Origin of the sequence: Paenibacillus sp. GYB004, from assembly GCF_036577605.1 — a bacterium.
In the GTDB taxonomy this organism is placed as follows: domain Bacteria; phylum Bacillota; class Bacilli; order Paenibacillales; family NBRC-103111; genus Paenibacillus_AB; species Paenibacillus_AB oceani.
Genome location: NZ_JARBDB010000030.1, coordinates 173,962 through 199,659, shown reverse-complemented (window position 1 = coordinate 199,659; position 25,698 = coordinate 173,962). Strand labels below are relative to the sequence as shown.

The window sequence follows — 25,698 nt, the reverse complement described above, 5'->3', positions numbered from 1 at the left end:
ACGTTCAGACACGAATTCGGAAAAGACGTCTGACCGGCGTATTGTCGCGCCGCAAACTCGTTTTTATAATGAAACCCAAAGGAGCCTAATCCTTTGGGTTTTGTTGGTTGCGGTAAGCGGTTGGAGTAAGGCCGACATATTGTCTAAACGCGGCATGGAAGTTTCCCGGCGACTGATAGCCGACCGCAGCCGCGATATCATGGACAGGCCGGTCCGTGTTTGTGAGCAGCTCCATGGCAATTTTCATCCGGGTCTCCAGCAGCTTTCGGCGAAAGGACGTGCGGTACAGCTCATTTAAGATGCGGTGCAACTGACGGGTGCTCACATTCAGCCGGCGCGCTAGCTCTTCCTCCTTGACCGCCTCGTTATAGTGCGTGGCGAAGTAAGCATCGATCAGCCCGGTCCGGTTATCATCCGGGTTCAAAGGTACAGCCTGTCTGTACTCCTCGGCAGGAGCATGCGGAGCGGTGCGGATCAGATCGATCAGCAGCTGGGCGAGCAAACTTATCGTTTTCGCTCTGTAGCCGACCGGCTTCTCCAGCAGCTCCCGTTTTATAGCGGTCATAAGCGATTGCAGGGTTCCGGACGAATCCGTCTGTTTGTAGAAGGTCATCCCGTCCAGCACCTGCAGGAACGTTTCCGTTTCCGGATTGCGGGCTTGGCTATTGCGATCAGCAGCTGCTCTATAGTGGAAGCGCAAACATATTTTGCGCACCTGATCGTGCTTGTTGGACAACTGGGAGTGATACGTTCCGGGCGGAATGACGCAGTACGTACCTTCCGGCAGCTCGTGCTGCTGGTCTTCGATGAGCATGACGCACCTGCCCAACTGGACGAGATGGATCTCGAAGTCGGCATGATTATGGCTTAACTGCTGGTCCCAGTCGTAGTCGTCCGGGCGAAAAAAGCCGATGTCCAGACCGACCTCGAAGAGCACGGTTCCGGCTTCCACAGTAATTTTGACGGGCTCGCACGGCTCATGACGGCTTGGCTCCTGCACCTGATTCAACTCCAGCTCGGTTTATGGGGGGGGGGCTTGAAGTTCGTTGACTTTATCATAACGGACGGAGCATGGGGCGTAAATATCCGTTTTCCGCGGCAACAGCCTTATGAAATGATCAGAAGGGGAGAGGTATACATGATTCGTTCGATCGTGCAACGAAACGATAACTTGGTGGAACTTAAGCTGGGCGGCGTAGAAGGACTGATCTCGTGCGAGATGCGGATCAGTGTGGACGGTTTAAACTGGAAAGCGGCCAGCCTATACCCCGGCTTGGATACGGAAACGGTACTGAACGGAAACGGGTACTTATGGAGCCAGGCTGTATCCAAGGGGATCGTCCGGTTAAGCGGCCAAGCCGAGCCGAGGTTTTACTGGAACAGTTATTTGAACCTGGGCACATACTGCGGCGCGGTGTCCGTCCGACTGATCGTCGTCGCGATAGACGGTATTCACGAATATTCCGAATCCGTCGAATTGTCGGACCGGGGAGTCGTATACTGCAGAGATTGGGTGTATCCGGCTGAAGGAACGGACGTTTCGGCTGCAGACGGGGGCGAGGGGCGGTCGTTCGGCGTGCTGCGCAACGAGTTTTCACCGTATGCGACGATGACTTTACCCGCTTCCGGAGAGTACGATATTTATTTCGGCCTGCCGGCAGGAGGCTTGAGACAGCTGGTACGGGTTGATGCCGAGCCGTTTTCCCGAATCGTCACCTCGGGCAACAGTATGGACTTATTGGAAAGCAGCTTTAACGGCAAAGCGAATAAAGAATTATACTGGAAGCGGCATAAGCTGGACGGAAGTGTTCTCGAATTAGCCAAACTGAAAGAGACGCTCGTGGAGCATCACCAGGCGGGGAAGATCGGGTATGTGAAGCTTGTCCCCGTAACCGAATCGCTGAGAACGGACGTTATTTCAGACAGGAGAGCTGTTCCGGAGCTTGTTCTGTATTATGAACCGTACAGCTATTCTCTCCATGGGTTCCATGACGGCGCGACGATGAACGGAGTGATGCTGGAGGAGTTTCTGCGGTTACAGCCGCGGGAAATCACCTGCCAAACCGTCCGGATCGGGATGAAGTCGCTGCACCACAGCCGCTTTTTGCAAAGGCTGGACACTCCCGCCCGAACGGATGAAAATACGATTATCGACGACCCGGTCAAGCTGGCGAACAACTGCGATATTTTGTCGGAAACCGTTGTTTATGCAAAGGGCAGAGGAGTACGGCTGACCGCCAATGTCGGAATGAACCGGCCTTACCTGTGGCTTCCCGCCGTATCGGAACGATTTTCCCAAAGCAATCCGGGACTGCTGTCCGGCGGGGAGTTCGATTACGGCAAAGAAGAAGTGCGCGAGTACGCGCTGCGCATCCTGTTCGAGCTGGTCGACAATTACGATATAGACGGTTTATTCCTGGACTATATGAGGAGCTTCGGCAATCAGACCGCGGAATCGATCGTGTACATATTGCGGCAAACGAAAGAGCGATTGAACCGCAAGTCGGCGGATACGGGCCGGCCGCTTGAGCTGAAGGTACGGATTCCGGCCGATCAGGCTCATTATTTCAGAGCGATGCAAATCAGCGTGGAACACGGATACGTAGACGGGATCGTACCTTCCAATTCGGCAACCAGCGAGCCGTTCCCGCCGGTGGAGCATTTCGTAGCGATGTGCAAAGGGACGGCCGCCAAGGTGTACGGCTGCATCGACGGGTGGAAACGATCCGTAGCTTCCGACCCGAGGGCGGGCAGTTTGTGTATGGCTCACTCCCCTCAAGATCTATTGCGGTATATCGATCATTACACGAATCTTGGCGTGGACGGCATCTTCATTTACCAAGCCGATCAATTTACGGCGAATCCGTTTCTGAATAAAGTGTTTGCCCCGGTCGAATGACCGGGTTGTTTTTTTTCTGACAAGGTAAAATGCTTGACAACGCATCGCCTACCCGCTATGATTAGTTTTGTCGCTGTAAAGGTGTTTTCCTTAACAGAGGGAGTGACGCAGGTGACAAGCGAAGAGGCGCTCAGCAAGACGAACCGGATCAACATGCTGTTTGACATATACGGCCCTTTGTTGACGGGCAAGCAGAGCACGTTTCTCGGTCTGTACTTTCACGACGATTATTCGCTCGGCGAAATAGCCGAGGAATATGAGATAAGCCGCCAAGCGGTATACGAACATATCAAGCGCGCAGAACAGGCGCTGGAGGATTACGAGGCGAAGCTGGGCCTGCTCCGCAAGCACGAGGAGCGCCGCCAGGTCGCAGAGCGGATCGAAACGCTGTTCGCCGGCGAAACGTCCGCCCTTCCGGGCGAATTGAAAGAGCTGGTGCGAAAGCTGTACAATATAGATTGAACGATGCAACACTGATTTTACAACTCCACGGATGAAGCGGGGGGATGACCATGGCATTCGAAGGATTGACCGGCCGTTTGCAAAACGTGCTGACCAAGCTGCGGGGCAAAGGAAAACTGACCGAAGATGACGTGAACGAAGCGCTGCGCGAGGTGCGGCTTGCTCTGCTTGAGGCCGACGTCAACTTCAAAGTCGTCAAAGAGTTTATCGCCAAAGTGAAGGAGAAGGCGATCGGCCAGGAAGTGCTGAAGAGCTTTACTCCGGGCATGGTCGTCATCGATATCGTAAACAAAGAGCTGACCGAGCTTATGGGGGGCACCCAAAGCAAGCTGGCGAAGGCGAACAAGCCGCCGACGGTCATCTTGATGGTAGGCTTGCAGGGCGCGGGTAAGACGACGGCTTCAAGTAAGCTGGCCAAGCTGCTGCAGAAGCAGAACCATCGCCCGCTGCTTGCCGCTGCCGATATTTATCGTCCTGCGGCGATCAAGCAGCTTCAGGTGCTCGGCGAGCAGATCAAAGTGCCGGTGTTTACGCTCGGGGATCAGACAAGCCCGGTCGACATCGCCAAGGGCGCTTTGCAGCACGCGAAGGATAACGGAAACGACTACCTGATCATCGATACGGCCGGACGGCTGCATATCGACGACCAACTGATGAACGAGCTGAAGATGATCGTCGAGTCGGTGCAGCCGGACGAGACGCTGCTGGTCGTCGACGCGATGACAGGTCAAGAAGCGGTTAATGTCGCCGAGAGCTTCCATGCCCAGCTGGAGCTGACCGGCGTCGTTCTGTCGAAGCTGGACGGGGATACGAGAGGCGGAGCCGCCTTGTCGGTCAAGGCCGTTACCGGACGGCCGATCAAGTTCGCTTCGCTCGGGGAGAAGTTGGATTCGCTTGAGCCGTTCCATCCGGAGCGGATGGCGTCGCGGATTCTCGGCATGGGCGACATGCTGTCGCTGATCGAGAAGGCGCAGGCCAACATCGACGCGGACAAAGCGGCCGAGATGGAACGCAAGATGCGCAATGCCGAGTTCACGTTCGAAGATTTTCTGGAACAGATGGAGCAGGTGAAGAAGCTCGGACCGCTTGACCAACTGCTCGATATGCTGCCCGGAGCGAACAAGATGAAGGGCATGAAAGATATGAAGGTCGACGACAAGCAGATGGGGCGCGTCGTCGCCATCGTCAAGTCGATGACTACCGAAGAGAAACGCAAGCCGGAGCTGCTGAACGCGAGCCGACGCAAGCGGATTGCGGCAGGCAGCGGCACCTCGATTCAGGACGTCAACCGTCTCATCAAGCAGTTCGACGATATGCGCAAAATGATGAAGCAGTTCTCGTCGATGATGGGACCCGGCGGTCCGAAAGGCATGAAAAACTTAAAAAACAAACTCGGCAAGGGCGGCGGAGGCTTCAAGTTTCCGTTCGGCTAACCGGAGTCTATTCTGCAAGGGAGGTGAAATCAAATGGCAGTTCGCATTCGTTTGAAACGTATGGGCGCTCATAAAGCTCCTTTTTACCGCGTGGTTGTATCGGATTCCCGTTCCCCGCGTGACGGCCGATTCATCGAAGAAATCGGTACGTACAATCCGTTGACGAAACCGGCTGCAGTTACTATCGACGAGGAAAAAGCGTTGAAATGGCTGCAAGACGGCGCGCAAGCGTCCGACACGGTTCGCAACTTGTTCAGCAAAGCCGGAATCATGACGAAGTTTCACCAAATCAGACAACAGAAGTAATCTGTTGATTTGGAGGTTGCTATGAGAGATTTGATCACCGTTATCGCCAAGGCGTTGGTTGATCATCCGGAAGATGTCGTCGTGAACGAAGCCGAGGAGAAAGACGAGATCGTGTACCGGCTGTCCGTTCATCCGTCCGATATGGGCAAGGTGATCGGCAAGCAGGGGCGTATCGCCAAAGCTTTGCACACTGTCGTCACATCGGCGGCCGTGAAACAAAACAAACGCGTGTCCGTGGAAATCGTCTCCTGACGTTTGAAGCGGACTCGCTTCCGTTTGCCTTCCGTTCCAGCCGCTATGCGGCAAGTATAACGGTTGGAACGGGAGCGCAAGCTGCAGGCAGGAAGGGTTAGGCCGCTCGCGCCTAGCCCTTTTTCCAAATCCGGAGGGCGGCAGTCCGCTGTCCTGCCCTGCTTCGAAAGCTCGGAATATACAAATGAATACCGGTTACATGGAGGGACATGCATGAGCGGAAAACTGTACAGTGTCGGTAAAGTGGTCAATACGCACGGCGTTCGCGGAGAGCTTAAAGTTGTGCCGCAAACGGACTTTCCCGAAGAACGGTTTGCCAAGGGCAGCCGGCTGATCGTGGTAAACCCGCAGAACGAAGCGGATCGTATGGCCGTTCAGGTGGAGTCGGCCCGTCTCAACAAAAACGTGTATATCGTCAAGCTGAAAGGGCACGTTAACATTAACGAAGTGCTGCCTTACAAAGGCTGGGAGCTGAAAGTGGCCGAGGAAGAGCGGAAGCCCTTGGACGAAGGCGAATATTATTATCATGAGATTATCGGCTGCACTGTCATTACGGATGACGGGGAAGAGCTTGGAACGGTAAGCGAAATACTGGCGCCCGGAGCGAACCACGTGTGGGTCGTAGAACGTCCCAAAGGCAAGCAGGTATTGCTGCCGGTCATTGACGACGTCATTCTCGACGTGGATGTGGAAGCGAAGCGGATTCGGGTTCATCTGATGGAAGGTTTGATCGACTGATGCGGATTGAGGTGCTGACTCTTTTTCCGAGTATGTTTGAAGGCGTCTTCGGTTCGAGTATATTGGGCAAAGCGCGGGATAAAGGGATCGTTTCGCTGCAAACGGTTAATTTTCGCGATTATGCGAACAACAAGCACAATACGGTGGACGACTACCCGTTCGGCGGCGGGGGCGGCATGGTGCTGAAGCCGGAACCGATCTTCAGCGCCGTTGAAGAGCTGGCGCCGCCCGGAGGCGAGCGTCCGCGGGTTATTCTCATGTGCCCGCAGGGCGAAACGTTTACACAGCGCAAAGCGGAGGAATTGTCGCGGGAAAGCCATCTCGTGTTCGTTTGCGGACACTACGAGGGGTACGACGAGCGGATTCGCGAGCACTTGATCACAGACGAACTCTCGATCGGCGACTACGTGCTGACCGGCGGCGAGCTGCCGGCGATGGTTGTGATCGACAGCGTCGTCAGACTGCTTCCCGGCGTGCTCGGCAACGAGCTGTCCGCTGTCACTGATTCGTTCAGTACGGGGCTGCTGGAGTATCCGCATTATACGCGGCCTGCTCAGTTTCGGGAGTGGCCGGTGCCGGACGTGCTGTTATCCGGTCATCACGACAATATAGCCCGCTGGAGACGCGAGCAGTCGCTGCTCCGGACGCTGAGGAGACGGCCGGATTTGCTGGAGAATGCCGACTTGACGCCGAAGGAACGGGCGTGGCTGGAGAAGCAGCGGAGCGAGCCGGAGTCGTAGCGGGGGAAAGCTAGAGCTTTCAATTGATATTTTAGAAGAGTTGCTTGCATTCATTAGGGCGGGTATGGTAAAATATCACCTGTTGTAGTTTTTAGTTCGGTGGTCCTCTGCGCGCCATGATGTCAGCCATATAGGGCTTTCGGAGCGAGTACGAACATCTGAGTGGAAGGAGGAAGTCAACCTATGAATCTTTTACGTGAAATTACGCAAGAACAGCTTCGTCAAGTACCAAGCTTTCGTCCAGGCGACACGTTGAAAGTGCATGTTAAGGTTATCGAGGGCTCGCGCGAACGGATCCAGCTGTTTGAAGGTGTTGTGATCAAGCGTCGTGGCGGCGGAATCAGCGAAACGTTTACCGTTCGCAAAGTTTCGTATGGCGTAGGCGTGGAAAGAACATTCCCGCTGCATTCGCCTAAGCTCGAGAAAATCGAGGTGGCTCGCCGGGGTAAAGTTCGCCGCGCGAAGCTCTACTACTTGCGCGGACTGCGCGGTAAAGCAGCTAGAATTCAAGAAATTCGTTAATCGGAATGGGGGCTTGTCGCAAACAAGTCCCTTTTCGTTTACCCGGATAGAGATAGGACGACTTCAGTAACATGCGGAAGGAAGCGTAATTCCGGAGCAGAAGGGGGAGGCTATGAGCGATAACGATCAAGCGAAACGTCCGGTTCCAGCGAATGCAAACGATATGCCGGATGAGAGCAAGCAGTCGGATTCAGACATGGAGCGCTCCACAGCTCCGGAAGCGGCAAGCGCGGAAGATGGCCTGAACGGGAGCGATGCGCCGCCGGCGAATGGACAAGCTGAGCCGGCACGTGAAACGGATGGGAATGGCTTCCAAGCAGCGGCGCAGACCGGCGGCACCGCCGCCGCGAAAGCGAAAAACGAAGTGTGGGAATGGACCAAGGCGCTGCTGATTGCGTTCGCGCTCGCCTTTTTGATCCGCTACTTTCTGTTCGGCTCTTACATCGTGGACGGTCCGTCGATGAAACCGAATTTTCATACCGGCGAGCGAATTATCGTTAACAAGCTGCTGTACAAGTTCCGTGAGCCGAAACGCGGCGAAGTGATCGTGTTCCATGCTCCGGGCAATAAAGATTTCATCAAACGTGTCGTGGCGCTCCCGGGCGAAACCGTTAAAGTGCAGGGCGATACCGTTTTTGTTAACGGACAAGCGGTGGACGAGCCGTTTTTGCGGGATGTTATAGAGAAAGCGAAGCAATCGGGCAGAACGTATAACGATCTGAACTGGCCGGAATCCAAAGTTCCGGAAGGGACCGTTTTCGTCATGGGCGACAACCGCTCGGACAGCACGGATAGCCGGATGATCGGGCCTGTGCCGTTTGACAATATCGTCGGGCGGGCAGATATCGTTTTTTGGCCGGTGAAAGATTGGCAATGGATTCATTAGAGAAATGAAACGGACAGTCGGGAGGTGACGGCATGGCGACGATCCAATGGTTTCCCGGTCATATGACGCGGGCGAAGCGGCAAATCCAGGAGAAGCTGAAGTTGATTGATCTTGCGATCGAACTGCTGGACGCCCGGGTTCCGCTCTCCAGCCGCAATCCGATGATCGATGAAATATTGATGAACAAGCCTCGGCTCGTTTTGTTGAACAAAGCGGATTTGGCTGATCCGAGCGTTACCCGGGAATGGGTTCAATATTTTGCCGGCATCGGCATCGAGGCGCTGCCGATAGACTGTGTATCGGGCGAGGGCGTACGGGCTATCCCGGAGCGGGCGAAGCATGCGTTGAAGGATAAGATCGAAAAGCAGCTCAGCAAGGGAATGAACCCGCGTGCGGTACGGGCGCTGATCGTCGGTATCCCGAACGTAGGGAAGTCGACCTTGATCAACCGTCTGGCAGGTAAGCATATTGCGGCGACCGGAGACAAGCCGGGAGTGACGAAGGGGCAGCAGTGGATCAAGGCCGGCGGGGAACTGGAACTGCTCGATACGCCGGGTATCTTATGGCCGAAGTTCGAGGATCAGCAGGTCGGCTACAAGCTGGCGGCGATCGGGTCGATCAGCGATCAGATTTTGCAGGTGGAAGATGTGGCGTATCATGCGATCCGGTTTCTGATTGCCAGGTATCCAGGCGAGTTGCAGCAGCGGTACGAGCTGGACGAGCTTCCGTCCGGACAGTCGGAGCCGAATGCGTTCGTCGACGTGATGGAACGGATCGGCCGCAAGCGGGGCTGCCTGCAAAGCGGGGGTACGATCAACCTGGAGAAGGCGTCGATGGTCATCCTGCGGGATCTGCGAGGCGGTAAGCTGGGCCGGATCAGTCTGGAAAGCCCGAATCAGATGCAGTATATGACAAGCACTCTTGACGGCTGAACGTTACGCCGCCCGAGGGTGCTTTTTTGTCGTTACCGGGGGATTTAGGCTGAGCGATTTCCAGCGAATGTTTAGGGGAATTTTTGCGGGAGGGATCAGATGCGGTCTTCCCACTTGTCCGTATTCCCGGTACAATGGAACATACAAACGACCGATCATGGGGGAACGCAAGGTGCTGGAATATGAACGCGATTTATGGCAAAGCGGCATCCGGTTCGTCGCGGGGATCGACGAGGTCGGACGCGGCTGTCTGTTCGGCGACGTAGTTGCCGCAGCGGTGATTTTGCCGGAGGGCTGCGAAATTGAAGGAATTAACGATTCGAAAAAGTTAAGCGAGAAAAAACGCGAGGAGCTGTACCCGATCATTACGGAGCGGGCGCTCGGGATCGGAATCGGCTGCGTGAGCGCTTCGGTAGTCGATTCGATCAACATTAAGCAGGCGGCAAGGCTGGCTATGAAAAAGGCGCTGGAGCAGCTAAGCCAATCGGTCGTGCCGGACTACCTGCTGGTCGATGCGGAGAAGGTGGACAGTCCGATCCGACAGCTCGCGGTTATACACGGGGATGCGCTCAGCCAGTCGATTGCGGCGGCTTCGATCATCGCCAAAGTAACCCGGGACCGTCTCTGTCTTCAGTGGGATATGGAATACCCCGAATACGGAATCGCGGCGCATAAAGGATACGCTACGAAAGCGCACAGGGAAGCGATACTCGAATACGGGGCTTGCCCGCTGCACCGAAAAACGTTTTTGAAAGGTTTGTTAAACGAGCAACTGGAGCTGTTCTGACTCATAAGGCCTATTAACAATAAATCCGTATCAAGCCGATATACATAACAAACAGATATGACGGTAAAGGAGTCGGCGATATGAGCATGCAAATCGGTCAAATGATGCGGAATTTGCTCGGCGAGATGCAGCCGACGGCGGATGCCAAATCGGTGGAGCTGAAAGTCGGCCAAATCGTCAAAGGAATGGTGCTGCAGCTGCTCGGCGAGCAGGATGCGATTGTTAATATAGGCGGGGTCCATATGAGGGCCAAGCTGGAAATTCCGCTGCGCCAGGGATTGGTGACGTTCTTGCAGGTGATGTCCGATTCGAACGGCAGCCAATTGGTGCTGAAGCCGGTAAACGGGTCGGCGCTGCCGCTTGATGAAGGAGCGTTGTCCGAGCTTGTCAAAGGATTTCCTTCCAAAGACCAGCCTGCGCTGAAAGAATTGGCGAAGCAGCTGCAGCAGGCGGATGTGCCTCCCACGAAAGCGAATCTGCAATCGTTTCATAAAATCATGACTCAGGCGCCTGCCCAGGTCCCGGCCAATCAATGGCTGGAAGCGGCTGTCGTGGCAAACGACCGGAATTTGCCCCTAACCCGGGAAACGGTAGCCGGCCTTCGGGAGGCGATGTTCGGTCCGGCGCTGCAGGAGAGGCTGGACGGACTCGAGGAGAGAGCTTCGGAAGCGTCTCGCACGCTCGCCGCAAGTGGTCCGGCCGCAGAGCTGAAGCCGCTTCTGGACAAGCTGCAGCAGGCGATCGGCCAAGTCCGCGAGGCGGCAGGACGTATGCCGGCAGCTGCGTCGGCTATGCCGGCGGCGCTTCCGGCGGAACAAGCCGCGCCGGACGTGCCGGCAAGACCTCAGACATCTGCGGCGAATCCGGCGCCGGGAATGGCAAATGCTCCCGCACGCGAGCCGATTCCAGGGTCGCAAAGTGCGGGCGCTGTCCATACGGCGGTGCCGGCTTCGAGTCCGGGAAGCGGGGGTGCTGCACTTGGGGCAAATGGTGCAGGACAAGCCGGGGAAGGTAGGACGCCGGGGACGGCAGCAGGGACGGAAGCCGCTGTAAGCCGGGATTCGGCTATCCCCAAAGCGGCGAATCCGGCCGCGTCCGCTATTCCCGCTGCGCCCCAACCATCCGTAGAGCACGATCCGTCCTCCTCCGGCCGGCCGACAGTTAGAGCGGACGACAATTGGATCTCACGCGTTCTGAAGGCGGTAGGCATGGATCACGAGCAGCAGCTCGCCAAAGCGATCGAGAAGTCGGAGCCGAAGCCGGGAGGAACACCTATGACGCACGAACCGGCCTCTGTGCGGCTTGCAGCGCAGGAACCGGAGGCCAGAGCCGTTCCATCCGATCCGGGCCGTCACACGGCGGCTGACAGCCTCAAAAGCGTTCTGCTGCAGGTGATCAGTTCGAGCTCCGCTCCGGAGCCTCTGCGCGAGCAAGCGCAGCAGACTTTGCAGCAAATTACCGGGCAGCAGCTTCTGCTTTCGCCGGACCGGGGGTCGGTATTCAGCCATGTCACTTTATTGCTGCCGGTGCGTCATGAAGGGAGCGAGCAGACGGCTGCGATTCACGTCCAATCGAGAAAAGGAAAACGGGGGGAAATCGACGCGCAAAATTGCCGGCTGCTGTTCGACTTGAACATGCAGACGCTTGGTTTGACTCTTGTCGACGTTCAGGTGTTCGATAAAAAAGTGCATCTGCAGGTGCATAACGATATGCCGTTTCTCGGACCGCTGCTCCAGCAGTACCGCGATGAGATTGAAGATGGGCTAAGACAGAACGGATACCAGTTCATGGCGCTTAAGTGCAGCCCTTTTCCACAGCCCGCACAGGCGGATTCCGGCTCCTCCGGTATGGCCGTCCTGAATCCCGACAGAGCTGCGGCAGCATCCGGATTCCGCGTAAAGCCGTATAAAGGTGTGGACGTGAAAGTATGAACGGAAACAATAAGAAGGATAGAAACAGCAGCATCAAAAAAGCGGTAGCACTCCGCTACATGCCCGGCGAGAACACCTCCCCGGTCGTCGTAGCCAAAGGGAAGGGCCACATCGCCGAGACGATAATGGAGAAGGCGAAGGAGCACGGCGTCCCGCTGCAGGAAGATCCGTCGCTCGTCGAAGTGTTGTCCAAGCTGGATCTGAAGCAGGAAATCCCTCCCGAGCTGTACCAGCTGGTCGCCGAAATATTAAGCTTCGTGTACCGGACCGATTCGCGCGCCAAGGCGGGAAGGGAAGAAGCGAAATGACCGGCGGAAGAACGGCAGACAGCAGACGTGCGCTGGGGCGCAAAGGGGAAGACGCCGCAGCCGCTTACCTGGAAGCGGGAGGGTACCGGATACTGGAACGGAATTGGCGTTGTCCGAGCGGGGAGCTTGACCTGATCGCGGAGACGGATGGAGTTATCGTATTCGTTGAGGTGCGTTCTCGAAGAGATACCGGCACGTTCGGAACGGCGGAGGAGTCAGTCGACGCCCGCAAACGGAACAAGGTACGGGAGACGGCGAATTTTTACTTGTACCGCAATCGGGCTTTTGATAGAAAGACGCGGTTTGACGTCATTGCGGTCGTTTTTACGACCGGCGGTGACCTGCTCCGAATCAATCACATTCCGTACGCTTTTTAATGGAATAGGTAAGGGGAAAGCCGTCAAGACCGGTTCCGGTCTACGACGGCTTTTTCGTGATGATGAGGGCGCGATCCGGTCAGCTTTCGCCGGGAATGGAGCATTTGTTGCGGATAAACCGGATCTGATTTTCGATTCGGTTCAGTTGCTCCCGATCTTCCTGAGACGCTCCGCTGCGGCTGCGCAATTGCTCCGCTTCCTGCAGCAGGTTGTGCAAATCTTCGCCGGCGTTCGAGCAGTTATAGTCGCTTTCCAATTGATCCAGCATAGTAGCCTCCCTAGTGTCGTATTGCCCGTGGACCGACACGTTTGCAGAAAAATGCCGGCCCACACGGTAATGGGCGGTGCAACACTATTATGCATTGATGTCGGCCCGGATAATCGTAAAAGCGCGACGAACGGAAATCACGTTACACCCGAATCATCCGAATTTGTCCTCCATACTTCGGTCGAGACAGCGGTATTGAAGCGCCTCGGCGAGGTGCGCCGTCCGGATCGCTCCGCTGCCGTCCAGATCGGCGATCGTTCTGGCTATTTTGAGAATACGGTCGTGAGCCCGTACGCTTAAGCTTAAAGCTTCGAACGACTCGGCCAGCAGCTTGTCTCCATCCGGGGGGAGCCGGCAGTATTCGCGCAGTAAGCGGCCGGACAACTCGCCGTTAAACCGGATACCCTTGCCCGCATAACGCTCCGCCTGGAGCAGCATCGCACCTTCCACCGACTGGCGGATCTGTTCCGAGGAGACGTTGCCCTCCGTCCGCTTCATCGAATCGAAATCGATGCGCGGGACCTCCACATGAATATCGATCCGGTCAAGCAGAGGGCCGGATATTCGGGAACGGTAACGCTGAACTTGAGGCAGACTGCACGAACAGGCCGCGGCCGGTCCGGAGAAGCCATAAAATCCGCAAGGGCATGGATTCATCGAACCCGCCAGCATAAAATGGGTTGGGAACGTAAATACCGCTTTCGCCCGGCTGATCGTCACGCGCCGGTCTTCGATCGGCTGGCGAAGCACCTCCAGCACATTCCGCGGAAATTCAGGCAGCTCGTCCAGAAACAGGACGCCGCGATGGGCCAAGCTGACTTCGCCCGGCTTCGGAACGCTGCCTGCGCCGACAAGTCCGCCCATCGACACGGTGTGATGCGGATTGCGAAAAGGTCTTGCCCGAATAAGCGTCGTACGGTCCTTTAACTGGCCGGCAGCACTATATATTTTCGTAACTTCAAGCGATTCCTCGTCCGACAAGACGGGGAGGATGGAGGGCAGTCTGCGGATCAGCATAGTTTTTCCGGAGCCTGGCGGTCCGACGAAAATCAGATTATGCATCCCGGCCGCAGCGATCGTCAGAGCGCGTTTCGCCTGATGTTGACCGCACACGTCGACAAAATCTTCGGCCCATGTTTCAGAAAACTGCGGCTGCAATCGATCTTTTGGCGGGTGCTGTGAATCGGGTAGGCTCTTAAATAGGTCGTTTCCACTATATTGAAGCAGTTCCTTCAAATTGTGAATGCCGGCGATCCGCATGCCTTCGATCAGGGCGGCTTCCTCCGCATTCTCCGCCGGAAGCAGCACGTTCGTGAGTCCCCGGCGTCTGGCTGCATCGACCATCGGCAGCACGCCGTGCACAGGCCGCAGCCGGCCGTCGAGCGACAGCTCGCCGATCGTCAGGCAGCGCTCCAGTCCCGGCAGCGACAGCTGGCCGCTTGCCGCAAGTATGCCTGTGGCAATGGCCAAATCGAACGAGGCTCCTTCCTTGCGGACGTCGGCCGGAGCCAGATTGACCGTAATCCGTTCCATCGGAAAGGCGGCTCCCGTGTTTTTGATCGCCGATCGCACTCTTTCCGCAGACTCCCTCACAGAACTGTCCGGAAGTCCGACGATTTGAAAAAACGGCAAGCCGTTGCTAATATCAATCTCCACATCCACGATCGTACCGTCTATCCCTTGCAGGCAAGCGCCATATCGGTTGTCGTACATAACAAAAAACACCTCTTCTCGGAATGAAAACCCGCACCGGGCATAATAGGCCAAGCGGGTCGGTTGCCGGAAAAGGTGCTTCCTTATCGTCCGTATTACCGAAATGTAATCAGATTGTTCATAATTAGTTATTCGCCGCTGCGTTGCCGTTTTCCTTCCAGGCCCAACATTTTTATTAAAATCCGATCCGTTGGAGATACTGGAATGTAACGGAAATGAGGTGAGACTACATGGAAGAAAAAGCGTACTTTTGTCCCAATTGCCGTTCAAACCGGACGAAGTTCCGGGTTTATGCGACAACGTCCCAATCGTTTATGAAAGAGCCGGTGACCGGGGAAATCTACAGCATGGCCGATCCCGTTCCGGTTGAGGATGCCGAGCCGACAATCGGTTGTCTCGTGTGCGGCTTTGCCGGCAATGAGATGCGATTCGTCAAGCAGGCGGAGCGCGAGCCCCGAATGGCTTCGAATCCGGCGTATTGAAGGACGGGTCCGCGTACAGACCGGCCCCTTAGCGATAGCGCGAGCTTTCCGAGTTCGGGAGCTGCGCTATTTGCATGTCTAAGCGTATGGAACGCCTCCTAACGTTCCGGCTGTCTTTTTGTCGTCTTAATCAAAAAAAAATACATTGTTCACAAAAAATTCAGGAAAGTGTCGATGAAACGTGATACAATGAGTAGGGCATTTTTTGGGGTACACCGAATCGACGGAGTTGCTTTACGTTCGGTCGGGAGAGGGCAATTTGCCTTTTTTTGCATACAAACTCACCCAAGACAGTTGATAGGAGGATTCGAGAATGAATATCCATGAGTATCAAGGCAAAGAAGTCCTGAGACAATATGGCGTTGCGGTTCCTCAGGGCAAAGTGGCGTTTACCGTCGACGAAGCCGTCGAAGCGGCAAAGGCTCTCGGCACCCAGGTGGTCGTCGTCAAAGCTCAAATCCATGCAGGCGGCCGCGGTAAAGCGGGCGGCGTCAAAGTGGCTAAAAACCTCGACGAAGTGCGTACATATGCCGAGCAAATTCTCGGAAAAGTACTGGTAACGCACCAAACCGGGCCGGAAGGCAAAGAAGTGAAGCGTTTACTCATCGAAGAGGGCTGCGACATCAAGAAAGAGTACTATGTGGGCGTGGTCGTAGACCGCGCTACCGGCCGTGTCGTCATGATGGCTTCCGAAGAAGGCGGTACCGAGATTGAGGAAGTCGCCGCACATACTCCGGAGAAAATTTTCAAAGAAGTGATCGATCCTGCCATCGGCTTGATGCCGTTCCAAGCCCGCAAGCTGGCTTATGCGATCAACATCCCGGCTCCGCTCGTCAATAAAGCGGTTCAGTTCATGACAGCTTTGTATACCGCATTTGTGGACAAGGACTGCTCGATCGCGGAGATTAACCCGCTCGTCGTAACCGGCGACGGCAACGTGATGGCGCTTGACGCCAAGCTGAATTTCGACTCCAACGCTTTGTTCCGTCATAAAGACATTTTGGAGCTTCGCGACCTGGACGAAGAAGACGAGAAAGAAATCCAAGCATCCAAATTCGACCTGAGCTACATTGCGCTTGACGGCAACATCGGTTGCATGGTTAACGGCGCGGGTCTTGCCATGTCGACGATGGATATTATCAAATATTACGGCGGCGAGCCGGCGAACTTCCTCGACGTAGGCGGCGGCGCAACGACAGAGAAAGTTACCGAAGCGTTCAAAATCATTTTGTCCGACCCGAAAGTAAAAGGCATATTCGTCAATATTTTCGGCGGCATCATGAAATGCGACGTGATCGCAGACGGCGTAATTGAGGCAGCTAAGCAAATCGGCTTGGATCGTCCTCTTGTCGTGCGTCTGGAAGGCACGAACGTCGAGCTTGGCAAGAAGAAGCTGAATGAATCCGGTCTGAACATTGTAGCGGCCGACTCGATGGCGGACGGCGCGCAAAAAATCGTTTCGCTGGTGAAGTAATTCGAGAGGAGATGGACAACGATGAGCATTTTGATCGATAAAAATACGAAAATCATTACGCATGGCATCACCGGTTCGCAAGGGAAGTTCCACACTCAAGGCGGACTCGAGTACGGCTCGCAATTCGTCGGCGGAGTAACGCCGGGCAAAGGCGGTACGGAAGTCGAGTTCTCGCTGGAGAACGGCACGACCGTCAAATTGCCTGTATTCAACACGGCTATCGAAGCCAAAAAAGCGACGGGTGCAACTGTATCGCTCATTTTCGTTCCTCCGGCTTTCGCTGCGGATTCGATTATGGAAGCGGTCGACGCGGAGATGGATTTGGCCATCTGTATTACCGAAGGTATTCCTGTACTCGACATGGTTCGCGTCAGCCGTTATATGGAAGGCAAGAAAACCCGTCTGATCGGCCCAAACTGCCCGGGTGTCATCACTCCGGATGAGTGCAAAATCGGCATCATGCCGGGTTACATCCATTTGAAAGGTCATGTGGGCGTCGTATCCCGCAGCGGTACGCTTACATACGAAGCGGTTCATCAGCTGACGACCCGCGGCATCGGCCAATCGACGGCTGTAGGGATCGGCGGAGACCCGGTTAAAGGCTCCGAGTTTATCGACATCCTCAAACTGTTCAACGAAGATCCGAATACGTATGCGGTTATTATGATCGGCGAGATCGGCGGTACGGCGGAAGAAGAAGCGGCCGAATGGATTAAAGCGAACATGACGAAACCTGTCGTTGGCTTTATCGGCGGCCAAACGGCGCCTCCGGGAAAACGGATGGGACATGCCGGCGCGATCATCTCCGGCGGCAAAGGAACAGCTGCAGAGAAAGTATCGACGCTTGAGGCTTGCGGCATCAAGGTTGCTCCTACGCCTTCCGAGATGGGCTCCACGCTCGTCAGCGTTCTGGAGGAAAAAGGACTGCTCGAGAAATGCACCGTTAAAAAATAAATATATACAATAATATGTATTTAATGAAGGTAAGCAACCTTCCGCATCCCGGTTCCGGGTACGGAAGGTTTTTTTGTTTTTTCGACAAAAATCCGCAAAGGATGCCCGGTTCCCATCGGGTCTACAAAATAGGAGGTGCTTTACTTCATGAACGATCGTAAGGTATTATTTGGATTGCACGAGTTAGAGGGAATTGGCTGGAAATCGATAAAGCTTCTGGAATCGGCCGTATCCGGAGCCTGGTCGGAATTGCGCCACATGAACCCGGAAGAGTTGAAGGCGGCCGGGCTCAGGGCAACTGCAGCCGAGAACGTTTATGCGCGCCTTCGCGACGAAGCTTCGATCGACAAAAGAGCCGGGGAATACGCGAGCCGCCGCATTTCGATCGTCACGGTCCTTGATCCGCATTATCCCGCACTGCTGAGAGAAATCGCCCAGCCTCCGTGGGTGCTTTATTGCAAGGGAGAACTGAGCGTGCTCGAGCGGGCGGCGATTGCTATTGTCGGTACACGTTCTCCTACCGCGTATGGGAGAAAGGCCGCCTTTGATCTGGCCCGAGATTTGTCCGCCGCAGGCGTATGTGTAGTGAGCGGACTGGCGCGCGGGATAGACAGCTGTGCACATCGCGGAGCTTTGACGGGAGAAGGAGGGACGGCCGCTGTGCTCGGGTGCGGCCTGGATACGGTGTATCCCCCTGAAAACGCTTCCCTGTATGACGATGTAACGAAGAAAGGGGTTTTGTTGACGGAATATCCGCTGGGCACCCAGCTGCGTCCGGGTCTGTTTCCGCAGCGAAACCGGATCATCTCCGGATTAAGCCTCGGGACGATCGTGGTGGAGGCGGCGTCGCGAAGCGGATCTTTGATTACGGCAGATATGGCGCTGGAGCAGTCGAGAGACGTATTTGCGGTTCCGGGACCGATCTCGTCGCCTAAAAGCGAGGGAGCTTTGGAGCTCATCCGCCAGGGGGCGAAGATGATCGCAAGCGCGGACCATGTTCTGGAGGAGTACCGGCACCTGATGAGGCGGGTGACCGAAGGCAGCAAAGAGGCTCCCGAGCCCGGTCCGTCCTTAAGCGAAGACGAGCGAAAACTGCTCGGCTGGATGACCGCCGTTCCTGTAACGTTCGACGAATTGTTGGAGCTTTCCGGATTCGAATTTGGACATTTGCATTCAGTTCTGTTAAATTTAATTTTGATAAAAAGGATTACGCCCTTACCCGGCTCGTCTTACATCGCTTTATAGTGCGAGTTCAAAAAGTCCGGTTTTCAGCACCGAGAAGATGGGATGAAGCAAGGAAATGAGGAGCGGAGCGTAGTGGAAACTACGTGAGCACCGGAAGTTCCGGCTGAATTCCATATTCGATGACGAGTAGGCTTCCTGATCGGCCTCGTGATCAAAAGTGGACTTTTTGAACAACCTCTTATAGCGGCGGTGACGAACGGTCCGGGCATACGCATACAATGGAACAGCCACTTACGAGGGGAGGACGGCGAGCCTATGGCGGATTCGTTAGTCATTGTGGAGTCACCCGCAAAAGCAAAAACGATCGGCAAATATTTGGGAAGCAAGTTTATCGTGAAAGCGTCCATGGGCCATATCCGGGACCTTCCAAAAAGTCAGATCGGCGTCGAAGTTGAAAACAAGTTCGAACCGAAATATATAACGATCCGGGGCAAAGGCTCCGTTCTGAAAGAATTGAAAGATGCAAGCCGCAAAGTGAAAAACATCTATCTAGCGGCTGACCCCGATCGCGAAGGGGAGGCGATCGCCTGGCACTTGGCGCATTACCTCGAACTGAGCGAGAAGGAGCCTTGTCGTGTTGTTTTTAATGAGATAACGAAACAAGCAGTGAAGGATGCATTCAAGCAGCCGCGGCCTATCGATATGGATTTGGTGAACGCTCAACAGGCGCGCCGCATCTTAGACCGCCTTGTGGGCTACAAAATCAGCCCTCTGCTGTGGAAAAAGGTAAAGAAGGGACTTTCGGCCGGCCGCGTGCAGTCCGTCGCCGTAAAGCTTATTATCGACCGCGAGAACGAGATCAAGCTTTTCGTTCCGGAAGAGTATTGGTCGATCACGGCGATGCTGGATGTGAACGGTTCGGCGTTCGAGGCGAAATTTTACGGAATCGGCGGAGAGAAGAAAGAGCTGAACCGCGAAGCCGAAGTTCAGGACATCCTGAAACGGATCGAACAGGAGACGTTCACGGTCAGCGAAGTGAAGGAGAAGGAACGTCAGCGCAATCCCGCGCCGCCGTTCATTACGAGCTCCTTGCAGCAGGAGGCGGCCCGCAAGCTGAATTTCCGGGCGGCCAAAACGATGCAGGTGGCGCAGCAGTTGTACGAGGGCGTCGATATCGGCAAAGAGGGCACGGTCGGTTTGATCACGTACATGCGTACCGACTCGACCCGGATTTCGCCAGTTGCGCAGGAAGAAGCCAAAGAATATATACAGCAAGCCTACGGAGCGGATTATTACCCGGAAACGCCGCGTGTTTATTTAAAAAAGGGAGCCAACGCCCAAGACGCTCACGAAGCGATTCGGCCTACGTCCGTAGCCAAAACGCCAGAGGAAATGAAAGGGTATTTGAGCCGGGATCAGTTTCGTCTTTACAAGCTGGTATGGGAACGCTTCGTCGCCAGCCAGATGGCTTCGGCCGTGTTGGATACGATGACGGTCGACATAAAGGCAGGCGATGTGACGTTCCGCGCCGCCGGCTCCAAAGTGAAGTTTCCCGGCTTCATGAAAGTGTACGTGGAGGGCAACGACGACGGCAGTACGAACGAGGACGACAAGTTTTTGCCGCCGCTTCAACCGGACGATAAGCTGGGCAACCAAGGAATCGAGCCGAAGCAGCATTTTACGCAGCCGCCTCCGCGTTACTCGGAAGCACGACTGGTCCGGGCGCTGGAGGAAATGGGAATCGGAAGACCGAGCACGTATGCGCCGACGCTGGAGACGATTCAGAAGCGCGGTTACGTCGCGATGGAGGAGAAACGGTTCGTCCCGACGGAGCTCGGCGACCTGGTCATCCAGTTGATGGCGGAATTTTTCCCGGAAATTTTAAACGTCGAATTCACCGCCCATATGGAGGAAGAACTCGATTTTGTCGAAGAAGGCAAGGTCGACTGGGTCAAGGTGCTGGACGAATTTTACGTTACGTTCGAGAAGCGGCTTGAAGTAGCCGAGGAAGAAATGAAGGAAGTCGAGATCCAGGACGAAGTAACCGACATCTTGTGCGAGAAGTGCGGTCGCAACATGGTCATCAAGATGGGCAGATTCGGCAAGTTTCTGGCTTGTTCCGGGTTTCCGGACTGCCGGAACGCGAAGCCGATCGTCAAAGAGGTTGGCGTTACTTGCCCGAAATGCAAAGAAGGCAATGTCGTCGAACGGCGAAGCAAAAAAGGGCGCATCTTCTACGGGTGCGACCAGTATCCGGGCTGCGATTACGTCTCCTGGGATAAACCGTCCGGCAAGCCGTGCCCGAACTGCAGCACCATGCTGGTGGAGAAGTACGCCAAATCCGGCTCCCACCTTCAATGTCCGGATTGCGGATACAAGGAAGAGATGCAGCAAACGGACGGCGACGGCGATACCGACGCGGATTGATGGAATCCCCGAGCTCTGCTGCCATGATGCGGCAGAGCTTGGACAGGTAAAGCGCGGATCGTGATAACAGGAGGAGCTACCATTGACTAACGCTAGCAAAGTAACGGTGATCGGCGCCGGCCTGGCCGGCAGCGAGGCAGCCTGGCAGATTGCCAGCCAGGGCGTTCCGGTCGTGTTGTACGAGATGCGGCCGGTCCGCAAAACGCCAGCCCACATCACCGATCAATTCGCCGAACTGGTATGCAGCAATTCGTTGCGGGCCAACGGACTGACGAATGCGGTAGGGGTATTAAAAGAAGAAATGCGCCGGATGAACTCCCTCATCATGAGCTGCGCCGACAAACATGCGGTTCCGGCCGGAGGCGCGCTTGCGGTTGACCGTGACGGCTTCTCCGGTGAGGTGACGTCGACGCTGCGGAATCATCCGCTGATCGAAGTCCGCAATGAAGAGCTGCCGGCGCTGCCGGAAGGGATTACGGTGGTGGCGACCGGTCCGCTGACGTCCCCGTCCTTGTCAGACGAGCTGAAGCGGCTCACGGGTGAAGAATATTTGTATTTCTATGATGCGGCCGCCCCGATTGTGGACAAAGATTCGATCGATATGAGCAAAGTGTATTTGGCTTCCCGTTACGACAAAGGGGAGGCCGCTTATTTGAATTGCCCGATGACGGAGGAGCAGTTCGACGCTTTTCATGATGCTCTGATCAGTGCCGAGACGGCGCCTATGAAAGAGTTCGAGAAAGAGATTTATTTCGAAGGCTGCATGCCGATCGAGGTGATGGCCAGACGTGGCAAGCAAACGGCGCTGTTCGGCCCGATGAAGCCCGTCGGACTGGTTAATCCGCATACCGGCAAGCTGCCGTATGCCGTCGTTCAGTTGCGCCAGGACAATGCGGCGGGAACGTTATACAATCTCGTCGGCTTCCAGACCCATCTGAAGTGGGGGGAGCAGAAGCGGGTGTTCTCGCTGATCCCCGGTCTGGAGAACGCGGAATTCGTCCGCTACGGCGTCATGCATCGCAATACGTTTATCAGCTCGCCCAAGCTGCTTCATCCGACGTACCAGTTTAAAGGCCGTCACGATCTGTTCTTCGCCGGACAGATGACCGGGGTCGAAGGATACGTGGAGTCTGCGGCTTCGGGGATGATTGCCGGGATCAATGCAGGGAGGATGGCGCTCGGACAAGAATGCGTCGTAGTGCCGCCGGAAACGACCCTTGGCAGTATGGCGCATTACATTACGACTACCGACCCGAAACATTTCCAGCCGATGAACGCCAATTTTGGTCTGCTTCCTCCGCTTGGAGAGAAAATTCGCGACAAAAAACGTAAAAACGAGCTGCTTGCCGAACGCGCGCTGCAAACAATTCAGAATTTTTCATATAATGTACACAATTTGACTTGTATGTAAAAGCTCCGCTATGGTACGATGAACATGTTTTCATAAGTGAAACCCATTTTCGGAGCTGCAAGCTCGTTTCAATTCAGACGACAACCTTTAGCAAAATACGGGAAACAGCAGCAGATCGAACATTTGGTGCTGTTTCCTGCCGTTTATACGGGTTCCGACGTTTCCGGCAAATGGAAATACCGGCCGAAGCCGTTATGGACCTGAACGTACATAGCAGCGGTATACAGGTTAGCACAGATAAGGGGGGATCACGGTGGGTGACTTTCACGCGACTACGATATTTGCCATCAGGCATGAAGGTAAAGGCGCCATAGCGGGAGACGGACAAGTGACGTTCGGGAACAGCATGGTGATGAAGTCGAAAGCCAAAAAAGTAAGGCGCTTGTACCGGGGCAAAGTAATAGCCGGATTCGCAGGCTCCGTGGCGGACGCGGTGACGTTGTTCGAGAAATTCGAGGCGAAGCTTGAGGAACACCAGGGCAATTTGCTTCGCGCGGCCGTAGAGCTGGCCAAAGACTGGCGCTCCGACCGGGTGCTTCGCAGGCTGGAGGCGATGATGATCGTCATGGATTCGCAAAGCCTGCTGCTTATTTCCGGGAATGGCGAGATTATCGAGCCGGACGACGGTATTCTTGCGATCGGTTCCGGGGGGAGCTTCGCGCTGGCCGCCGGACGCGCCTTGAAACAGTACGCCCCGCATCTGGCCGCCAACGAGATCGCCAAGGCATCGCTGGAAACGGCTGCCGACATCTGCGTATTTACAAACCGGAACATTATTGTGGAAGAAATATAATCGCGCCATAACCGGGAGGGACTTCCATGAACAATCGCGCTCTGACGCCCAGACAAATCGTATCGGAGCTTGATAAGTATATCGTCGGACAAAAGCAAGCCAAAAAATCGGTGGCGATCGCACTGCGTAACCGGTACCGCCGAAGTCTGCTCAGCGAATCGATGCGGGACGAGATCGTCCCGAAAAATATTTTGATGATCGGTCCGACCGGTGTCGGCAAAACGGAAATCGCCAGACGTCTGGCCAAGCTGGTCGGCGCGCCGTTCGTCAAAGTAGAGGCGACCAAGTTCACCGAAGTCGGATACGTCGGCCGCGACGTGGAATCGATGGTCCGCGATCTCGTGGAAACGTCGATCCGCATGGTCAAGGCAGAGAGAACGGAAACCGTGAAAGATAAAGCGGAACAGCTTGCTAACGAACGAATCGTGGCGATTCTCGTACCGTCCTCAACTCCTCCGAAGTCGCAGCGCAATCCGCTGGAGATGCTGTTCGGCGGTTCCCAGCAGCAGCCGGCTGCCGAGAAGGAAGAGACCGATCACAATATCATCCAGCGCCGTCAGGAAGCGAAGGAGAAGCTGCGCCGCGGAGAGCTGGAGGAGCAGATGATCGAGATCGAGGTGGAGGATGCCGCGCCGTCGATGCTGGATATGTTCGCGGGGCAAGGCAACGAGCAGATGGGGATGAACATGCAGGAAATGTTCGGAAACCTGATGCCGAAACGGACGAAAAAGCGCAAGCTGCCGATCAAGGAAGCCCGTCAGGCGCTGATTCAGGAAGAAGCGCAAAAGTTGATCGACATGGACGAAGTGGTGCAGGAGTCGGTCAAGCGGGCGGAACAGACCGGCATTATTTTTATCGACGAGATCGATAAAATCGCCAGCTCCGGCCGGGGGGGCGGCCCCGACGTTTCCCGCGAGGGCGTGCAGCGCGATATTTTACCTATCGTAGAAGGTTCGACGATCATGACCAAGTACGGTCCTGTGAAAACCGATTACGTGCTGTTTATCGCCGCAGGCGCGTTCCATATCGCCAAGCCGTCCGATCTGATCCCCGAGCTTCAGGGACGGTTCCCGATCCGCGTCGAGCTGACGAATTTGACCCAGGACGATTTCGTTCTAATCTTGAAAGAACCGCAAAATGCGCTGACCAAACAATATACGGCGCTGCTTGAAACCGAAGGCATTCGTGTCGAATTTTCGGACGAAGCGATCGCGGAGCTTGCCAAAATCGCGGCGGAGGTCAACCAGAATACGGACAACATCGGAGCGCGAAGACTTCATACGATTTTGGAGAAGCTGCTTGAGGATCTGTCGTTCGAAGCGCCGGACATCACGCTTGACCATATCGAAATTACGCCCGAGTACGTGCGAGAGAAAGTGGCTGGAATCGCGCAGAACCGCGACCTGAGCCAATACATTTTGTAGGGCGCATGTTCTGCAATACACCGGGAGGCTTACGCTATGAGTTTACTGAGCAAGACAAGAAGTTTGAACCGATTGCTGCAGAAGGCTGCCGGCAATGCCGTCAGCTTTATGGAGATGTCGGAAGTGCTGCGGGATCTGATTGCGGCGAGCGTGTTCGTCATCAGCCGAAAAGGCAAAATACTCGGATACGCGACGACCGGCGAGCCGTTGTCGGAGCCGATGCACGAGATGATCGTACTGAACCGCAGGCTGCCCGAAGAATATAACAATGTGTTGAAACGAATCGAGGAGACATCTTCGAACGGGGAGACCGACAGTCCTTATCAGATGTTTACCGAAAAAATAAATGCATTTTTCGACAATTCTCACGTAACGATCATCCCGATCATCGGAGGGGGAGACCGGCTCGGTACGGTTGTGCTGACGCGCAGCGGCAATTCCTTTATCGACGACGATTTGATTATGGCCGAATACGGCTCGACCATTGTAGGCATGGAGATATTGCGCGAGCACGCCGAAGAAATCGAGCAGGACGCGCGTACGAAGGCGGCTGTGCAAGTGGCGGTCAACTCTTTATCGTACAGCGAGATGGAGGCCGTCGATCATATTATTGAAGAGCTGAAGGAAAAAGAGGGACTGCTCGTCGCAAGCAAAATCGCCGACAGAGTCGGAATTACCCGTTCGGTGATCGTGAACGCGCTGCGCAAGCTGGAAAGCGCGGGAGTGATCGAGACGCGTTCGCTTGGGATGAAGGGGACCTATATCAAAATATTAAATGAACAGCTCGTCCAAAGCGTAGCCAACGCCAGAGCGTAAAGCGGCCGGCAGACGCCATAAAAACAGCCCTGTCTTCCTAAAGATAGGGCTTTTTGCTTATTGTAAACTTTTCGGTATAGATAGAATATATATATGGTTCGTATGCAACAAATTTAGACAAATTCTTTATTTTTTTTAGTAAAGAAGTCGAATAAAGAAGGAATCGACAAAGGCGTGA

Annotated in this window: 26 protein-coding genes; 23 read left to right on the top strand and 3 right to left on the bottom strand. The window is 55.2% G+C overall.

Translation table 11 applies throughout. The annotated features are described in order from the left end of the window. Positions 1-85 precede the first annotated feature (85 nt). The gene (locus tag PV433_RS13025; protein ID WP_332072533.1) at positions 86-1,000 is read right to left on the bottom strand and encodes an AraC family transcriptional regulator; all 915 of its coding nucleotides are present in this window, start codon (positions 998-1,000) and stop codon (positions 86-88) included. A 138-nt stretch (positions 1,001-1,138) separates the two neighbouring features. Here PV433_RS13025 and PV433_RS13020 point away from each other — a divergent pair, with 138 nt between their 5' ends. The 14 genes from PV433_RS13020 to PV433_RS12955 all read left to right on the top strand — a co-directional run bounded on the left by PV433_RS13020 (position 1,139) and on the right by PV433_RS12955 (position 12,573). After that, positions 1,139-2,899, top strand: a complete 1,761-nt coding sequence (locus tag PV433_RS13020; protein WP_332072532.1) for a hypothetical protein — start codon at positions 1,139-1,141, stop codon at positions 2,897-2,899. 111 nt (positions 2,900-3,010) lie between these two features. Next, positions 3,011-3,361, top strand: coding sequence for a putative DNA-binding protein (locus PV433_RS13015; RefSeq protein WP_332072531.1), 351 nt, complete (start codon positions 3,011-3,013; stop codon positions 3,359-3,361). A gap of 50 nt (positions 3,362-3,411) precedes the next feature. After that, positions 3,412-4,794: a signal recognition particle protein gene (ffh, locus tag PV433_RS13010; RefSeq protein WP_332072530.1), complete on the top strand. Its 1,383-nt coding sequence runs from the start codon at positions 3,412-3,414 to the stop codon at positions 4,792-4,794. Positions 4,795-4,827: 33 nt separating this feature from the next. Next, positions 4,828-5,100 carry a 30S ribosomal protein S16 gene (rpsP, locus tag PV433_RS13005; protein ID WP_190927862.1) on the top strand — a complete coding sequence of 91 codons (273 nt, stop codon included), beginning with the start codon at positions 4,828-4,830 and terminating at the stop codon, positions 5,098-5,100. Between the two features lie 21 nt (positions 5,101-5,121). Further along, positions 5,122-5,352, top strand: a complete 231-nt coding sequence (locus PV433_RS13000) for a KH domain-containing protein (protein WP_332072529.1) — start codon at positions 5,122-5,124, stop codon at positions 5,350-5,352. A gap of 213 nt (positions 5,353-5,565) precedes the next feature. Beyond that, positions 5,566-6,090: a ribosome maturation factor RimM gene (gene rimM / locus PV433_RS12995; RefSeq protein WP_332072528.1), complete on the top strand. Its 525-nt coding sequence runs from the start codon at positions 5,566-5,568 to the stop codon at positions 6,088-6,090. Continuing rightward, complete coding sequence (gene trmD / locus PV433_RS12990; RefSeq protein WP_332072527.1) at positions 6,090-6,830, top strand: tRNA (guanosine(37)-N1)-methyltransferase TrmD; 741 nt, start codon at positions 6,090-6,092, stop codon at positions 6,828-6,830. Before rimM ends, trmD begins: the two co-directional genes overlap by 1 nt. 183 nt (positions 6,831-7,013) lie before the next feature. Then, positions 7,014-7,352 (top strand): 50S ribosomal protein L19, encoded by a 339-nt coding sequence (gene rplS / locus PV433_RS12985; RefSeq protein ID WP_190927870.1) that lies wholly within the window; start codon positions 7,014-7,016, stop codon positions 7,350-7,352. A 196-nt stretch (positions 7,353-7,548) separates the two neighbouring features. Further along, entirely contained in the window at positions 7,549-8,238 is a 690-nt protein-coding gene (gene lepB, locus PV433_RS12980; protein WP_442951518.1) for a signal peptidase I, read from the top strand. 32 nt (positions 8,239-8,270) lie between these two features. Next, on the top strand, positions 8,271-9,170 hold the full coding sequence (ylqF, locus tag PV433_RS12975) for a ribosome biogenesis GTPase YlqF (RefSeq protein WP_332072526.1): 900 nt from the start codon (positions 8,271-8,273) through the stop codon (positions 9,168-9,170). 172 nt (positions 9,171-9,342) lie between these two features. Continuing rightward, positions 9,343-9,957, top strand: a complete 615-nt coding sequence (locus PV433_RS12970) for a ribonuclease HII (RefSeq protein ID WP_332072525.1) — start codon at positions 9,343-9,345, stop codon at positions 9,955-9,957. Positions 9,958-10,037: 80 nt separating this feature from the next. After that, positions 10,038-11,888: a hypothetical protein gene (locus PV433_RS12965; protein ID WP_332072524.1), complete on the top strand. Its 1,851-nt coding sequence runs from the start codon at positions 10,038-10,040 to the stop codon at positions 11,886-11,888. Next, the gene (locus PV433_RS12960; protein WP_190927878.1) at positions 11,885-12,196 is read left to right on the top strand and encodes an EscU/YscU/HrcU family type III secretion system export apparatus switch protein; all 312 of its coding nucleotides are present in this window, start codon (positions 11,885-11,887) and stop codon (positions 12,194-12,196) included. Before PV433_RS12965 ends, PV433_RS12960 begins: the two co-directional genes overlap by 4 nt. Then, positions 12,193-12,573 (top strand): YraN family protein, encoded by a 381-nt coding sequence (locus PV433_RS12955; protein ID WP_332072523.1) that lies wholly within the window; start codon positions 12,193-12,195, stop codon positions 12,571-12,573. The genes PV433_RS12960 and PV433_RS12955 overlap by 4 nt, the downstream gene beginning before the upstream one ends. Positions 12,574-12,652: 79 nt before the next feature. Here PV433_RS12955 and PV433_RS12950 read toward each other — a convergent pair whose 3' ends face one another. Together PV433_RS12950 and PV433_RS12945 are read right to left on the bottom strand one after the other, a co-directional pair. Beyond that, a complete protein-coding gene (locus tag PV433_RS12950; protein WP_332072522.1) occupies positions 12,653-12,841 on the bottom strand; it encodes a DUF2524 domain-containing protein in 189 nt (62 codons plus the stop codon). A 153-nt stretch (positions 12,842-12,994) separates the two neighbouring features. Continuing rightward, positions 12,995-14,554, bottom strand: a complete 1,560-nt coding sequence (locus PV433_RS12945; RefSeq protein WP_332072521.1) for a YifB family Mg chelatase-like AAA ATPase — start codon at positions 14,552-14,554, stop codon at positions 12,995-12,997. Positions 14,555-14,784: 230 nt separating this feature from the next. Here PV433_RS12945 and PV433_RS12940 point away from each other — a divergent pair, with 230 nt between their 5' ends. The 9 genes from PV433_RS12940 (at position 14,785) to codY (ending at position 25,520) form a co-directional block, all read left to right on the top strand. Continuing rightward, on the top strand, positions 14,785-15,036 hold the full coding sequence (locus PV433_RS12940) for a hypothetical protein (RefSeq protein ID WP_332072519.1): 252 nt from the start codon (positions 14,785-14,787) through the stop codon (positions 15,034-15,036). 313 nt (positions 15,037-15,349) lie between these two features. Then, positions 15,350-16,510 carry an ADP-forming succinate--CoA ligase subunit beta gene (gene sucC, locus PV433_RS12935; RefSeq protein ID WP_190927887.1) on the top strand — a complete coding sequence of 387 codons (1,161 nt, stop codon included), beginning with the start codon at positions 15,350-15,352 and terminating at the stop codon, positions 16,508-16,510. Positions 16,511-16,531: 21 nt separating this feature from the next. Next, complete coding sequence (gene sucD / locus PV433_RS12930) at positions 16,532-17,464, top strand: succinate--CoA ligase subunit alpha (protein ID WP_332072517.1); 933 nt, start codon at positions 16,532-16,534, stop codon at positions 17,462-17,464. 147 nt (positions 17,465-17,611) lie between these two features. Continuing rightward, on the top strand, positions 17,612-18,709 hold the full coding sequence (dprA, locus tag PV433_RS12925; protein ID WP_332072516.1) for a DNA-processing protein DprA: 1,098 nt from the start codon (positions 17,612-17,614) through the stop codon (positions 18,707-18,709). Between the two features lie 255 nt (positions 18,710-18,964). Further along, entirely contained in the window at positions 18,965-21,076 is a 2,112-nt protein-coding gene (gene topA, locus PV433_RS12920; RefSeq protein ID WP_332072515.1) for a type I DNA topoisomerase, read from the top strand. An 82-nt stretch (positions 21,077-21,158) separates the two neighbouring features. After that, positions 21,159-22,487 (top strand): FADH(2)-oxidizing methylenetetrahydrofolate--tRNA-(uracil(54)-C(5))-methyltransferase TrmFO, encoded by a 1,329-nt coding sequence (gene trmFO / locus PV433_RS12915; protein WP_332072514.1) that lies wholly within the window; start codon positions 21,159-21,161, stop codon positions 22,485-22,487. A gap of 253 nt (positions 22,488-22,740) precedes the next feature. After that, positions 22,741-23,280: an ATP-dependent protease subunit HslV gene (gene hslV / locus PV433_RS12910; protein WP_190927896.1), complete on the top strand. Its 540-nt coding sequence runs from the start codon at positions 22,741-22,743 to the stop codon at positions 23,278-23,280. Between the two features lie 26 nt (positions 23,281-23,306). Next, positions 23,307-24,704, top strand: coding sequence for an ATP-dependent protease ATPase subunit HslU (gene hslU / locus PV433_RS12905; protein WP_332072513.1), 1,398 nt, complete (start codon positions 23,307-23,309; stop codon positions 24,702-24,704). A 36-nt stretch (positions 24,705-24,740) separates the two neighbouring features. Further along, positions 24,741-25,520 carry a GTP-sensing pleiotropic transcriptional regulator CodY gene (codY, locus tag PV433_RS12900; RefSeq protein WP_332072512.1) on the top strand — a complete coding sequence of 260 codons (780 nt, stop codon included), beginning with the start codon at positions 24,741-24,743 and terminating at the stop codon, positions 25,518-25,520. Positions 25,521-25,698 lie beyond the last annotated feature (178 nt).